Source organism: Algibacter sp. L4_22 (assembly GCF_023473045.1).
GTDB lineage: Bacteria > Bacteroidota > Bacteroidia > Flavobacteriales > Flavobacteriaceae > Algibacter.
On the sequence record NZ_JAMCOK010000004.1, the window covers coordinates 215,583 to 231,853 of the forward strand.

Genomic DNA, 16,271 nt, shown 5'->3' on the forward strand with positions numbered 1-16,271 from the left:
ATGAAATTTTTTATTGACACAGCAAATTTAAGTGATATAGCAGAAGCTCAAGCTTTAGGTGTTTTAGATGGTGTAACAACAAACCCATCATTAATGGCAAAAGAAGGCATAACAGGAGCTGAAAATATTTTAAAGCATTATGTAGATATTTGTAATATTGTTGAAGGAGACGTCTCAGCAGAGGTTATTGCAACCGATTATGAAGGCATGGTAAAAGAAGGAGAGGCTTTAGCTGCTCTGCATCCTCAAATCGTAGTCAAGTTACCAATGATAGCAGACGGTGTAAAAGCTTGCAAATATTTTTCGGATAAAGGAATTAGAACAAATGTCACTTTAGTCTTTTCGGCTGGACAAGCTTTGTTAGCAGCAAAAGCAGGTGCAACATATGTATCGCCTTTTTTAGGACGTTTAGATGATATTTCTACAGATGGATTAAACTTAATTAGCGAAATAAGGTTAATTTATGACAATTACGGATTTGAAACACAAATTTTATCGGCATCAGTAAGAAACACCATGCATGTTATTAATTGTGCTAAAATCGGTAGTGATGTTATGACAGGACCTTTGTCTTCAATCACTGGTTTATTAAAACATCCTTTAACAGATAGTGGTTTGGCAAAATTTTTAGAAGACTATAAAAAAGGTAATGCGTAGGATGTAATAAAAATAAAATATACTTTTAAAGAATGAATAAAAAGTAAAGTAGATTTCGGAGAATTTTATTTAATTCTCCGAAATTTTTACAATCAACAAGGGATTAACCAACCAAAACTGAATATAATGAGAATTTTTGCACTGCTATTTTTTCTGATATCCCAATTAGCTTTTTCACAATATAAAGACGTGAAAGTAGAAGGCACACTTAAAAAATGGCAAAAAATAACTTTAAGCTTTAATGGCGACACTTTTAATGAAAGCCAAGAAGATAATCCCTTTTTAAATTACAGACTTAATGTTGTTTTTAAAAGCCAAAACAAGACGTATACCGTTCCTGGTTTTTACGCTACAGATGGCAATGCTTCAGAAACAAGTGCAAAAAGTGGTCAGGTTTGGCAAGTTAGATTTATGCCAGATGAAGTTGGCGTATGGACATACGAAGTTTCCTTTAGAAAAGGAAAAAATATAGCTATAGATGATAAAAAGGATGCTGGAGAACCGGTTGCTTTTGATGGTTTAAAAGGTGATTTTGAAATTACTAATTCGGATGAAGAAGCAAAAGGAAGATTGCAATATACAGGTGATAGATATTTGCACTATGCAGAAACTAAAGAAGCCTTTTTAAAGGGAGGTACGGATAGTCCTGAAAACTTTTTAGGATATTATGAGTTCGATCAAACACCTGATAAGCACAGATATCAACCTCATTTCAAAGATTGGAAAAATGGAAATCCAACGTGGCAAAATGGAAAGGGAAAAAACATTATTGGCGCATTAAATTATTTAGCCTCAAAAGGCATGAATTCGGTTTATTTTCTAACCATGAATGTGCAAGGCGATGGAAAAGATGTTTGGCCATGGATTGACGAGAATGAACGTTACCGCTTTGATTGTAGTAAATTAGACCAATGGGAAATTGTTTTTGATCACATGGATAAGTTAGGTTTAATGCTGCATATTGTAACTCAAGAAACAGAAAACGAACTGTTACTGGATATTGGCGAACTTGGTGTACAAAGAAAATTGTATTACAGAGAATTAATAGCAAGATTTTCTCATCATTTAGCAATAACATGGAATTTAGGAGAAGAAAATGGCCCTGTACATTGGTCTCCAAAAGGTCAAAATGATAGCGACAGAAAAGCTATGGCTAAGTATATTAAAAGCCATGATCCTTACCAGAGTTTAGTGGTTCTGCATACACATTCTCAACCAAAAGATCAAGATTTGTTTTTAAATCCGTTATTGGGTTATCCCTTTTTAGATGGGCCTTCCTTGCAAACGCATGAACCCGATTTAATTCACGAAATAACAAAAAAATGGATAGACGAATCTCAAAAAAAAGGAAGAAATTGGGTTGTAAATCAAGATGAAATTGGTCCTGCCGATACTGGTGCAAAACCAGATAAGGATGATTCTAATCATGATGATATTAGACATAAAGTGTTATGGGCAAATTTAATGGCCGGTGGTGCTGGTGTAGAGTGGTATTTTGGGTATAAATTTGATCACAACGATTTAAAATGTGAAGATTGGCGTTCTAGAGATGCCGTTTGGAATCAAACAAGATATGCTTTAGAATTTTTTCAGAAGTATTTACCTTTTGCAGAAATGCAATCGGCCGATGGTTTAACTGATAATGTAGGTGACTTTGTTTTTGCTAAAAATGATCATACTTATGCTATTTATTTACCTGAAGTGAAAGAAACAAAAATCAATTTATTTGGTTCTAGAAATACGTTTCAAGTAAAATGGTATAACCCAAGAAGAGGCGAAGCATTACAAAACGGAACTATTAAAAAAATACAAGGTGGTCAAAAGGTAGGCATTGGTTTTCCTCCAAGTAAACAAAAAGATTGGGTGGCTTTATTAACCTTAAAAAGTAAGGTAACAAAAGTAGCTTTGGAAACTAAAAAAGCAATAGTAACCTTAAACGCTTTAACAGATTTTAAAATAGACGAAGCTAATAACAACGCAGTTTATTACAAAGATAAAGCTAATGGCGTTTTTGCTATTAATGCTGCAGATAAAGTACAACGATCTAAGTTTGCTTATGCAAGTACTAGATTTAGCGGGATATCGGGTTTGTATAACTTGGCGTTTATTTCTATGGCTGAGAATGATGGGGAATCGGAATACGTTATTTTAAAGAACGGTAACGTTATTAGCAATTTAACCAACCCCGAAACAGATACAACATTTCATGAAGCACGACACGAATTCGGTAAGTTTTTTATTGCAGAAAACGATATTATTCAAATAGCGTCTAAGGCAGTAACGAATAAAAAAATACCAGAAAAGGATGAAACTGCATGGTCTAGAGGACGATGGAGTCGTCTTGTTTTAACGCCAGACGGCATGGTAACTAACGATATGTTGCTATCTGAAACTCCTTTTACTGAAAAAGATGGGGTGTTAGAAATTGAGGCAGAGGATTTTCATTATAATTCAAAAAACGGAACAAACAGAGCGTGGATTATTAAAACGGCTAAAGAGAAAACAGACCAAAGTAAAACCGCAAGCTCTAATAAATATATTGAGGCCTTTCCGGATACTCGCGTTATACATGACGATGTTTTAATTAAAGGTGAAAACTTTTTCCCGTTACCTGGTATTGGTGGTATTGTTTCATATAAAATAAAAATAAATACACCAGGTCGATATTATGTTTGGGCAAGCGTTTATTCTAATGGTACGGAAGATAATGGCTTACATGTTGGGGTAAACAACACTTGGCCAGAAAGCGGAGCGCGTATGCAATGGTGCAAAGGTAAAGATAAATGGACATGGTCGTCGGCACAGCGTGTAACAGATAATCATTGTGGTACGCCAAAAACTATATTTTTAGATTTAGAAAAAGGGGAATCTATTTTATCGTTCTCTATGCGCGAAGATGGGCTAAAAATGGATCGAATTATTTTAACAAACGATGTTAATTATAGCCCTAAATAAATTGTAATAATATGCAGCTAAAAAGATGCTCTAATCTTTTCATATTTTTCAGCTTTCTCTTATCCCTAAATTTTTGGGCACAAACACCTACTCAAGATTTTAATTTTGTTAATATCAGGGAAGGTATTTCTAAAGTAGGTATTTATTCTATTACCCAAGATCATCATGGGTTTATGTGGATTTGTACTAACGGATCTGGCTTATATAAGTTTGATGGTATTGACTATACATCATATAAATTTAAAGTTGAAGATTCAACATCACTACGCAGCAATCTTGTTTTTTCATCTTATTTAGATAAAAACAATCGATTATGGGTTGGTACGGAAGATGGACTGAACCTCTACAATAGAGATTTAGATCAGTTTGAAAAAATACCTGTTGATGATACCGGCGAGATTGGTATTTCAGTGTTAAGTATTAAAGAAGATAATCGTGGCAATCTTTTAATAGGAACAAGAGATTTGGGTTTATTTCTGATGAATTTAGAAACCCGAAAAGCAGTTAGGGCTATGGGTACAGATAGATACCCTGCTATAAATGCTATCGAAATTTGCAATAAAACGGTGTTTTTAGGAACAAGTGTAGGGCTTCGGATACTAGATTATTCGAATAATAAAATTAGAAAACCTTATAATAACAGCAACATAAATTTTAATCTACCTATACAAACATTAAAGCGTAATAGAAATAATCATTTATGGGCAGGAACATATGGAAACGGTGTTTTTAAGTATCAATTAGAAGACGATACTATTACTGAATATTCAAATTTTGAAATAACTAACAAGCGTATACTTGCAATGATTCAGTTGCCAGATAATTCCATATTAATTGGCTCTGAGAATGATGGACTTTTTCATATTAATTCTAATGGAGAACTTATAAAGAGATATTTATATAATAAAAGAGATGAAAAAAGTATTCTTTCAAACTCTATTTGGTCTTTGTTTTTAGATAAGGAAGAACGGATTTGGCTTGGTTACTATAATGGTGGTGTTGCCGTAAGCGATAAGCTCTTTGATAAATTTGGCAATATAGAAAGTTTAACAAGTAATGTAAATTCATTACAAACGGGCTCTGTAACTGGTATAGTTAAAGATAGAAACGATAAGCTGTGGGTATCTATGGATGGTGGAGGCATCGATGTTATAGATGCTAAGAGTTTAAAATTTAGCCATATAAATTTATCTAATACCGAGCATTATTCGGGATTAACTAGTAATTATATACAAACCGTTTTTATTGATAGTAAAGAAAATCTTTGGGCAGGAAGTTGGGATAATGGTTTTTATGTGCTTAAAAAAGGAGAGCATAAATTTGAAAATATTAATGTAGAAAATTCAAAAAAAAAGCTAATTTCAAACGCTATTTTATCCATAACAGAAGATCAGGATGGTATTATTTGGATAGGCTCATTTTACTCCGGCATCTATACTTATAACCCGGAAATAAATGTGCTTAAAAACTATAATTCTGGTGCATTTGAAAGCATTTCAACTACAGATGTTAGAAAAATTTTGGTAGATAAAGATAATATTATTTGGTTTGGTACTACCGTCGGACTTTTCAAAATAATTAAAGGTGAAAATAGCGAAGTACAGCTTACTTCATTAGAGAAACAGATGTCGGAAGGGCTTAATAATCAAAAAAGTGCCAATCATATTTTATCGTTATACCAATGTTCTAACCAATATATTTGGATAGGGACACGTGGAGCAGGGCTTTGTAGATATAATAAAGAAACAAACGAATTTAAATGGTATAACAAAACTACAGGATTTCTAGAAGAAAATGTAACCGGAATTATTGAAGATAATGTAGGTGATATATGGGTAACTGGTAATTCGGGAATTTCTAAATTAAATATTCAAACTAATGAAGTAACAAGCTATTCGTCTAACGATGGATTACTATCCAACGATTTTAATTTCAACGCCAACTTAAAAGATGAAGATGGCGTTCTTTATTTTGGCAATTATAAAGGCATAGATTATTTCAATCCAGAAAAATTAGAGGTTAATTCTAGTGTGCCTTCATTGTATTTAACAGGATTAAAAATTTTTAATAAATATGTCGTTCCAAATCAAGAAAACAGCCTGCTAACTAAGGTTATTACTGAAACTGAAAGTTTAGAGTTTAATTACGAGCAAACGGTATTTACCATAGAATATACAGGAATTAATTACACAAGACCAGAAAAAAATCAATACGCTTATTATTTAGAGGGGTTCGAGGAATCTTGGAATTATGTTGGTGATTTACAAAGCGCCACCTACACAAACCTCGATTATGGTGAGTATGTTTTTAAGTTAAAAGCGGCAAATAATGATGGTGTTTGGAGTGAAACGCCACTAGAGCTAAAAATAACCATGTTAACACCTTGGTGGAAAACACATGTTGTGATGGTGTGCTACATTGCTTTGTTCTTTATGGGAGGTTATCTTTTAACGAGAATGACTCAAAGCAGAATAAAAGAGAAGCAGGCTATTAAACATGAACGTATTCAGCACTCGCAAGAAGATCAATTAAATGATAAGAAAATTCAGTTTTTCACTAATATTTCTCACGAGTTTAGAACGCCTCTTACATTAATAATTAACCCGCTGCAAGACATTTTGAGAGATACACGTTTGAGCCTTCCTTTTATGGTTAAAGATAAACTAGATGTTATTTATCGAAATACGGACAGGCTTTACAGAATGGTAAATGAGCTTATGGATTTTAGAAAGTTAGAACTCGATAAAGTTAATATTAGAGCGTCGGAATTTAACCTTGTTAGTTTAACAAAAGATGTGGTGGCCTTTTTTAAAGAAGAAACTTCTAACCGAAATATTTATCTTTCTATGGATTCCGATGTGCCCGATTTACCAATATGGGCAGATGCGAGTATGTTAGAAAAAATTATCTTCAATATAATGTCTAACGCTATAAAAGTAACACCGGATGGTGGAGCTATTAATGCAGGTGTTTTATATACAGACGATTTGGTTTTATTTCCTTTAATAGATGAAAAAGAACCACGTAAAGCATTAGAAATTAGAATATCGGGTACGGGTCCAGGTTTAGATAAGGATGAAATAAATAAAATTTTCGAACGCTTTTATCAAATTGAAAACCTTAACAAGGGCTATTACGGCAGCACAGGTATTGGATTAGAGGTTGTGCAAAGTTTTATTAAACTGCATAAGGGAAAAGTTGAAGTTGAAAGTGAAGTAGGTAAAGGTACCGCATTTAGAATTTTACTTCCTGCTGGTAATACGCATTTTACAAAAGAAGAACTTGCGCCTCAGGTTATTTTAGAAAGTATTAAAAAGGAAAAGTTCATTTTAAATTATGCTGTAGAATCTGTTGAAACGGATGAAGACTCGGTAATCGAAACTAGGTCGAGCACCTTGCTTATTGTAGAAGATAGTGTAGAACTTAGAAAATATTTAAAAAGTGAATTAAAAAATCATTACAAAATATTAGTTGCAAAAAACGGAAAAGAAGGGTTGGAAATTGCAAAACAATCTATACCAGATATTATATTAACCGATGTTATTATGCCTGAAATGGATGGGTTTGAGTTTTGTAAACAAATAAAAACCGATATAAAAACGAGTCATATTCCGCTATTAATGTTAACTGCTAAAACCAGAATAGACGACCGTTTAGAAGGTATTGGTTTTGGTGCCGATGCTTATATGGTGAAACCATTTGATATGCGTTTGCTAAAATTGCGTTTGGCACAATTAATAACGAGTAGAAAATTAATACTTGATAAGTATTTTGGAGGTGTTAACGGAAAGGAAAAGTCCGTAACATCCATTGATAAAGAGTTTATGCAAAAAATATTAAGCTATATTAGTGAAAATATGAGTGATTCCGATTTAAGTGTTGAGGTTTTAGCATCAAAATTAAACTTAAGTAGAAGTCAGCTTTATCGAAAAATAAAATCGCTTACTGGCCAAACAGTAAATGAGTTTTTACGAAAAACACGTATCCAGAAGGCTAAACAAATTCTTGAAACAGAGAATTCTAATATTAGTGAAGTATGCTATAAAGTTGGATTTTCGTCTCCTTCATATTTTACAAAATGTTTTAAGTCACATTTCGGAATTCTTCCTACTGAAGTTAAGGTAAAAGACGACGAGTTATAAACGGATTAGAACTTCAAATTAATTAATAAAAATATAAGGAAACTGCTGTTATAAGCATTGTTTGTATGTTTATAGTATCCTACATAAGGATTCAATTCTAATATTAACAGCTTCCTTCTTTTATGGATATAAATTTTTTAGCCTAGTGGTTGTTTTATAATAAATGTTGCATTCATTGTGTAAAATGTTTTAAAACACTGATTTACATGGGTAATCGCAACAAAATTCTCATTGTTTGTTTAATGCGTTCTATCAAAAAAGTGATCCGTCAAGTATATTTGATTTCATAATTATTGAATTTCAAAATGAAGCGCCGCAAAACCCTATTAAAACTTTTAGCAGAAATTGTACTGGTCTGTTTTATGCTTTTCATTTTGGTTATGATTTTCAGTTTCTTTTAAACGGAAATTATATATGCTAACAACTAAACTTAATATATTGAACATTAAATATTATAAAATAGCTTTTGTTGTAATATTTGCATCATGTAACTCTAAAAAAAAAAGTTGCTTTTCAATTTCAAGATGAATCGCTTTTAACAGAAGAATATTTTAATGATTTGGTATTGCATTTAACTTTAAAAGAAAAAATAGCTTAATTAATATATGCTACTCCAGTGGAGGAACGATTGTTTATATGGTGTGGCTAGATTTGCAGAAGTAACCATTTTTCCACAAACTATAGGTATGGGGTAACATGGAATCCTGATTTAATTTTTGAAATGAGCATAGGAGTTTCAGGTGAGGCTAGAGCTAAACACTAGCAATTTATAGAAGAGGGTAAAAGATGTATGGGACTAGGTTTAACCTTTTGGACACTGCTGAAGAGACTAAAACCTTAAAGACTAAAATAGATGCCGAACAGTATGCCTGGGTTAATTCTTAAAGAGAATAAATACTAGAAATTGGAAATATATTTCTAAGGGTAGGTGATAAAACAACCTGGTTTTAATTGTGCTACCAATGCAAGTTCCAAATCTTTTTTAGTAAAAAGAGTGTTATTAATAGAATAAATAATTAACTGATAACTAAAATTATTTAATATGAAGTTTAAATTGGGAGTCATTGTACTGTTCATAATTTGCAAAGCATTAACAGGATGCAATAATAAAACCACTATAGATCATACAACTTCACCGGAATCAAGCAAAATTACGATTGCTTCTGTTTAAACATTCTTGAACCTCCAATAAACATATTGAAATGCAACAATTGTTTTATGATTTGTTCATTTTGTTTTACTTCCAATTCAATTAACAAAGTAATTTTATTGAAATCATTTTAAGTATTAAAATTTTAATCCATAAAATATTTTTTAAATCAAAAACATATGACCCACAGAATAAAAAAAATCCTTTTAGTTTCTGCCCTTATTTTATGGGTATCAAGCTGTAAAAACGAAGTAAAAGAAATTAGTAATACTCAAAGCAAAGACACTTCATTGAAAGATGCTTTTAAAAGTGATTTTCTTATTGGAGCGGCTCTAAACAAATCTCAAATAGAAGAAAAAGACACATTGTCTATAAACCTTATAGAAAGAGAATTTAATACTATAAGTCCTGAAAATGAAATGAAGTGGGAACAAATTCATCCGCAAAAAGACACATTTTATTTTGATGTTGCCGATAAATATGTGGCACTCGGAGAAAAAAATAATATGCATGTTGTTGGTCATACCTTAATTTGGCACAGCCAGTTGGCACCATGGATGCAAGATGTAAAGGATAGTCTCACCATGGTAAAAAATATAGAACACCATATAAATACTATTGTAAAAAGGTATAAAGGCAAAATAGATACCTGGGATGTGGTAAATGAAGCCTTAAATGAAGACGGTAGTTTTAGAACTTCTAATTTTTATAAGGTGATGGGCGATAACTTTATATCGCTAGCCTTTAAATTAGCAGCTGAAGCAGATCCTGATGCGAAATTAGTTTATAATGATTACAACCTTTGGAAACCAGAAAAAAGAGGTGGTGTAGTAAGACTTGTAAAAGATCTACAAGCACAAGGTCTTAAAATAGATGGTGTTGGTATGCAAGCTCACTGGAGCTTAGAAGGTCCGTCTTTAAAAGATATAGAAAACAGTATTCTTGCTTATGCCGCATTAGGCGTAAAGGTTAGTTTCACGGAGTTAGATATTACTGCTTTACCAAATCCTTGGGATTTAGATGGTGCTGCCGTAGAACAAAATTATGAGCAGTATGAAAATGATCCGAAAATGAATCCGTACCCAGAAAAACTATCCGTTGCCGCAGCTACACAAATGGCAAATAGATATGAAGCTATTTTTAAACTTTTTTTAAAACACAAAGATAAAATTGATAGAGTTACGTTTTGGGGTGTTAATGATGGACAATCGTGGTTAAACTATTGGCCTATAAGCGGTAGGACGAATCATCCATTATTATTCGATAGAGATTTCAATCCTAAAAAAGCTTACTATAATGTATTAGCCTTAAAAAATAAATAAAAAAAACATGACTTTTCATTATCCAAAGGAGTCACACATTTCCGATCTGTTAAATTAGCAGAAATAATATATAATGAAGATGGAACTTTAGTTCCTCTAAAATCTTATTTAGTTTAGTTTAGTTTAGTTTAGTTTGAAAAAAGGAGTTATAACAGATGTTATTTACTCCTTTTTTTTATATAAATTTAGGATGTATGGAGCTTTTAAGAAGCTAATTTACCTACAGTCCTAGTGTAATTTGTCTAATACTTTCCAACATGCTAGTCTTGCTATTTCGTGTAAAGTGGGAGTTTTTGTTTTAGATCTTGGCAAACCACTAAGTTTTCATTCTTTTCAGAATCCGTCGATTAACTGTTAATTAAAGTTCCCAATAGGAGTTTTAAAGCTTATTATCTTATATCCCTTTAAGTGTAATAGGTTAATTTCTTTAATAATATTTTAGCAGTGTGTTTAAAACTAATTATATCAACAAAATCATACTCCTGTGATTTATCGTTTAAGCTATTAATTTGTTTTTGGTTTCAAAATTACAATCAAATATAAAGTGAAATGAGGCTCATCAGATACTTTGATTTGCTACTTTCTCATTTTTAGGCTAGATCTTAATAGTTTTAGTGTTAAGAAAAGAGAATATCATAGTAATAATATATTGAATTAATTGGTTGTTAATTTTTCAAACATTCTAGACTATAACGTATGTTGCGCATATTGAAATTTAATGTCTTATAATCGAAATTTACCGAATTGTCGCAACATTCATTGCAGTATCTGCTTCATTTCTGGCTTTTATTTGTTTAACCTTTTCTTAACATTACAGTGCAAGTTAGCGGCGTACTAAAGTAAATTTATAACTGTACGTTTTTTTTTAGTAATCAATTTAATATTATGAAGTAAAAACAATGAAATTATGTATTAGTTAGATTTAAGCCGTGACAAGTAGAAAGACTACGGATAAATTTGGCTAGTAAAAACAAGTATCAACTATTAACCAAAACTTACAAACTTAAGTGACTAAAAAAGATTTAAATGTATGAAAAAACAAATCCTTTACGAAAAACAGCCCATTTTCGGTCTTAATGTAGGCAAGGAAATGAGGCTCTTTGTATTACTCATTTTTATGTCCCATTTTACCATATGGGCCAACGAGAAACCTCAACAAACTATTACCGTTAGAGGAACAGTAACCGAAGCAGAAACAAGTTACCCAGTTATCGGAGCTAATATTATAGAACAGGGCACTACTAATGGTTCAATGACCGATTTTGATGGTGAATTTGTTCTGAATGTAAAACCTGACGCTATCTTAATTGTTAGCTATTTGGGCTTTGTTACCCAAAAAATTGCGGTTAACGGCAAAACGGAAATTAATATCGTTTTGGAGTCCGAAGTTTTTGGACTTGGAGAAGTTGTCGTAGTCGGTTATGGTAAACAAAAGAAAGAAAGTGTGGTAGGGTCCATCGTGCAGGTCTCAGGAGATAAGCTACTGAAGTCTGGTGGGGTATCTACGGTAGGACAGGCGCTTACTGGGCGTTTGCCCGGTGTCTCTACTATTTCTTCTACGGGACGCCCAGGAGAAGAGTCTCCTGATATTTTTATTCGTGGAAAGAGTAGCTGGAACGGTAGTGGGCAGCCACTTATTTTGGTAGATGGTATTGAGCGTAGTATGAACGATGTCAACTCCAATGATGTGGAGAGTATCTCTGTATTAAAAGATGCTTCGGCTACCGCTGTATTTGGTGTAAAAGGAGCCAATGGGGTTATCCTTATCACTACAAAACGGGGTAAAATTGGTAAGGCACAACTTTCTTTAACGGCCAGTTCAACTTTGAAAGAGCCATCGAAATTACCCGAAAAATACGATTCTTATAATGGTATAAAGGTGGCCAACGAGTCTATTGAGCGTTCTCTCTCGACTAATGAGGGGGCTTGGAAATTTTATGTACCCGAGTCAATTGCAGATAGGTATAGAAATCCAATTAATGATACTGATAAGTATGTGTATCCCAATGTAGATTGGATAGATACTACACAAAAGGATTTTGCCATGGATTATAAGGTTGATCTTTCTATTAGAGGTGGTACCGAAACTGTAAAATACTTTGGGGCTATTAACTATAACCACGTAGGGGATATTTATGACGCAAACGCCTTTGATAGTGGTAGAGGTTATAATACCGATTTTTCTTATGATCGTTTTAATTTTAGAAGTAATATAGATTTTGATGTAACCAAATCTACTCGTCTTTCCGTAAACCTTTCTGGGTATTATGGGGTGCAAGGTGGTACAAGTGTTGATAGATCATTACTTAATAACAGTATTTACGAATTGGCACCAGATTTGTTTTATCCCTTATATCCTGATGGTTCTTATGGGCGTGCAGACCCTAATAGATACGATGTTCTTAATCCTGCGGTTTCTTTGACAGCAAGAAGCGATGTCAATGAACATAGGGTACAGGTAAATACCGATTTTATCTTACAACAAAAATTAGACTTCATTACAGAAGGTTTAAGTTTAAGAGGTTCGTTGTCTTTTGATAACAACTTTAGAGGTAATGAGGGAATTGATGATCCTAAAGTTGATGCAGATGATAATGTGGTTTTCAAGATTTATAATGATGATGGAACCTTTTATTACGTGACACCTTCAGGTGAAAATCAATTTGATTATGTGGTTCAGCCATGGACTAGGAACGGTTTGACTATTAATGATAATAATTCTAGTCGACGTTTGTTCTATCAGCTTTCTTTAAATTACGATCGTGTTTTTGGAGATAAACATACCGTAGGCCTATTGGCTTTAATGAATAGAGAAGAGTATGCTATAGGAAATGAGTTCCCGAGATATAGAGAAGATTGGGTAGCCCGAGCTACCTATAACTATGATAGCCGTTATTTTATTGATGTGAACGGAGCTTATAACGGATCGGAGAAATACGGGCCAGGTTTTAGGTTCGATTTATTTCCTTCGGTAGCATTAGGCTGGATGGTAACTAATGAAGGTTTTATGAGCGGAACAGACACTTGGCTAAACAAGCTTAAGATTCGTGGTTCTTACGGTATCGTAGGTGATGATTCTTCAGGTGGTAGATGGGGTTATGTTGACCAATGGAGCAGTGGAGGAAGTGCTTTTTTAAATAACAGTAACAAATGGGATAAATCTCCTTATACGTTTTACAAAGAAGCTATAATTGGAAACCCGAATCTGCAATGGGAGACCTCGACAAAAGCGAATATCGGTTTTGAATTAGCTGTACTAAAAAATATGTTCACTCTAGACGTGGATTTCTTTAAGGAGGATCGTGATAATATCGTTATTCCTGCAAATGACCGTAGTGTTCCAAGTTTTTTCGGTTTTCAACCGTCAGATGCCAACCTAGGAAAAACATCTGTAAAAGGTGTTGAGATGGTTATTAATTATAAGCAACAACTTACGGAGAATTGGGGTGTTAATGGAAATTTCGCCTATACCTATACCAAGGATGAGATAATTTATAAGGAAGATCCTAAGCTTAGACCGTCTTATCAAAAAGAGGCTGGGTTTTCTATAGGGCAACCACGTGAATTAATAAGGGGAGACCTATTGGAGAATTGGGATGATGTATATGGTTCGTATCCTCAAGAAAGTAACCAAACTGCCCGTAGACCTGGTTTCTATGATGAACAGGACTGGAACTTTGATGGATTTGTAAGTGGAGATTACGATCAAGTACCTTTTGGGTATACAGAACGTCCTCTGAATACTTTTAACTTATCCTTGGGGACTGACTACAAGAAATTTAGTTTTAGTGTTCAATTTTATGGCGTTAACAATGCTACCAAATCATATCAAGACAGAACATTTGTTGGAGAATCTCATTTGTACTTTGATTTTCTTTCCGACTACTGGAGCAAGGAAAACCCTGATGGAAAACAAGTTCTTAGTGGTTTTAATAACACACAACACAGTACAGATTCTTATAGACAATGGTATGATGCATCTTTTATAAAATTACAAAATATGGAATTTGCATACACTTTTGGTTCCAAAGAAGGTAGTAGTTACAGAGTGTATCTAAACGGTAACAATTTGGCCTTCTGGTCGAAGCTTCCAGATGATAGATTGAGCAATGAAGATGGTAATTTTAGAGGTAGCTATCCTTCGTTTAGGAGAATTAACCTAGGGTTAAATATTAACTTTTAAGAGCGATTAATATGAAAAAAATATATAAATTAATGTGCTGGGTGTTTTTGATAGGAACAATTACTGTTTCCTGTGAAGAATACTTAGATAAAACAATTGAAACCGACCTAAGTATCGATGAGGTATTCAAAGATTTTAATAATTCTCAAGGTTGGGTAGAGGAAATGTATGCTATGATGGTTGATTATGCTGGAGCTTTTTGGCAGTATTACGGCTACTATGGCGAAGAATCTGTGAATAACCGTACTTGGATGTTCGATTTTTCGGTAGATCAGGGTGATTACGGTCAATGGGCAAATCAAAGGGGTATGTTTATGATTAACCAAGGTTCGGGTAACGGTAATCCAAAGGATACTAATTCAGACTATCCTTTTGATAGAAGTTCTGTTTGGGTAAGTAGCTGGAAAGGTATACGAAAAGCTAACATAGCCATTGAAAATGCCGAAACTTTAATGGTAAATGCTTCTCAACAAGAAAGGGATGCCATTATGGGACAGTCTTATTTCTTTAGAGCATTTTTTCATCATGAGATTATGAAATTTTGGGGTTCTATACCATATATAGACCAGGTTTTAGAGAACGATTGGCAGTTGCCAAGACCCGCAGAATGGTCTGAAACGGCATTGAAAATAGATGCTGATTTTGATAAAGCTATTGCTTTGCTTCCTGTAGATTGGGACGATGCAAGTTGGGCTCCTGGAGAAAAGACCAGAGGGCAGAATATGTTCCGTATTACTAAAGGTGCGGCGATGGCCATGAAAGGGAAGAATCTTTTATATGCAGCTAGCCCATTAATGCAAGGTAGTAATGATACCTATGGATATAATAAGGAATTGTGTGCCAAAGCTGCGGAAGCGTTAGCCAAGGTAATACAAATGCCTAGATATCAATTGGTACCTTGGGATGATTATGGTTCTGTGTTTTATTCTGAGAACGGACAATATCCTTATTCTTCCGAGTTTATTTTAAGTCAACCTGGAAACGTAGGTTGGTATCCTCGCTATTTGCCGTCTATATGGCAATTAACTGATGTTGCGATGAGTTCAGGTGATACAGGTGCTGCCCCTACCCACAACTATATCCATAATTATTTTGGAATGAAGGATGGTTTGGCATGTGATGATAGTCCTTTGTATGATCCCCAAGATCCTTGGGTAAACAGAGATCCACGTTTTAACAAATGGATTGTGGTAGATGGTGATCAGTTGATTGACAATATTGGAGCCGCTACTGGCGCTGATGAGGTACACCGATATGCCCAACTATATAATGATGGAGCACACCGTAACCCCAATCAAAATACTGGTTCACTAACAGGATATGGTATGAGAAAATGGTCTCCAAGAAATTTCAATAAGTTCGACAATGTAGAAGCATTTGGATGGAGATCTCATGTAAGGCTTACCGATGTATACCTTATGTATGCTGAGGCTGCTGTAATGGCTTATGGCTTAAATGGAATCGCACCTGGATTTGATATGTCTTCAGTAGACGCGATCAACGCCATACGTGAACGTGCTGTTCCCGACGGTAGTTTAAATGTTAAACCACAGAATTTAACTAGTGTAAACAAATTTATGGATGAAATCCGCAGAGAACGGGCCGTAGAAATGAGTTACGAAAACCACCGCTGGATGGATGTAAGACGATGGAAATTGGGTACAAATATGAAATACCGATTAAAAACAGGTATCCGTTTTGACCGAAATTCCGCTGGAAAACCGATTAACTTCAAAGAAGAGATAATACGTACTAAAGTTTTTGATGAAAAACACTATTGGTTACCTTTTCCTCAGAATGATACGGAATTGTACGAAGGGTTTCCACAAAACCCAGGATGGTAAAATCAAAACTGTTTTCAC

General features: G+C 33.9%; 6 protein-coding genes. All 6 read left to right on the forward strand.

Going from position 1 to position 16,271, the window contains the following annotated elements; all coding sequences use genetic code 11:
* The 6 genes from fsa to M4I23_RS12605 all read left to right on the forward strand — a co-directional run bounded on the left by fsa (position 1) and on the right by M4I23_RS12605 (position 16,253).
* Entirely contained in the window at positions 1-657 is a 657-nt protein-coding gene (gene fsa / locus M4I23_RS12580) for a fructose-6-phosphate aldolase (protein ID WP_249754621.1), read from the forward strand.
* 126 nt (positions 658-783) lie between these two features.
* Positions 784-3,612, forward strand: a complete 2,829-nt coding sequence (locus M4I23_RS12585; RefSeq protein ID WP_249754622.1) for a DUF5060 domain-containing protein — start codon at positions 784-786, stop codon at positions 3,610-3,612.
* An 11-nt stretch (positions 3,613-3,623) separates the two neighbouring features.
* Positions 3,624-7,754: a hybrid sensor histidine kinase/response regulator transcription factor gene (locus M4I23_RS12590; RefSeq protein WP_249754623.1), complete on the forward strand. Its 4,131-nt coding sequence runs from the start codon at positions 3,624-3,626 to the stop codon at positions 7,752-7,754.
* 1,329 nt (positions 7,755-9,083) lie between these two features.
* Complete coding sequence (locus M4I23_RS12595) at positions 9,084-10,226, forward strand: endo-1,4-beta-xylanase (RefSeq protein ID WP_249754624.1); 1,143 nt, start codon at positions 9,084-9,086, stop codon at positions 10,224-10,226.
* Between the two features lie 1,030 nt (positions 10,227-11,256).
* Positions 11,257-14,409 carry a TonB-dependent receptor gene (locus M4I23_RS12600; protein WP_249754625.1) on the forward strand — a complete coding sequence of 1,051 codons (3,153 nt, stop codon included), beginning with the start codon at positions 11,257-11,259 and terminating at the stop codon, positions 14,407-14,409.
* Between the two features lie 11 nt (positions 14,410-14,420).
* Positions 14,421-16,253, forward strand: a complete 1,833-nt coding sequence (locus M4I23_RS12605) for a RagB/SusD family nutrient uptake outer membrane protein (RefSeq protein ID WP_249754626.1) — start codon at positions 14,421-14,423, stop codon at positions 16,251-16,253.
* The last annotated feature ends 18 nt before the right edge of the window (positions 16,254-16,271 follow it).

Coding starts and splice junctions, on each gene's coding strand:
- M4I23_RS12585 (WP_249754622.1), top strand. CDS start 784: ATGAGAATTTTTGCACTGCTATTTTTTCTGATATCCCAATTAGCTTTT.
- fsa (WP_249754621.1), top strand. CDS start 1: ATGAAATTTTTTATTGACACAGCAAATTTAAGTGATATAGCAGAAGCT.
- M4I23_RS12590 (WP_249754623.1), top strand. CDS start 3,624: ATGCAGCTAAAAAGATGCTCTAATCTTTTCATATTTTTCAGCTTTCTC.
- M4I23_RS12595 (WP_249754624.1), top strand. CDS start 9,084: ATGACCCACAGAATAAAAAAAATCCTTTTAGTTTCTGCCCTTATTTTA.
- M4I23_RS12600 (WP_249754625.1), top strand. CDS start 11,257: ATGAAAAAACAAATCCTTTACGAAAAACAGCCCATTTTCGGTCTTAAT.
- M4I23_RS12605 (WP_249754626.1), top strand. CDS start 14,421: ATGAAAAAAATATATAAATTAATGTGCTGGGTGTTTTTGATAGGAACA.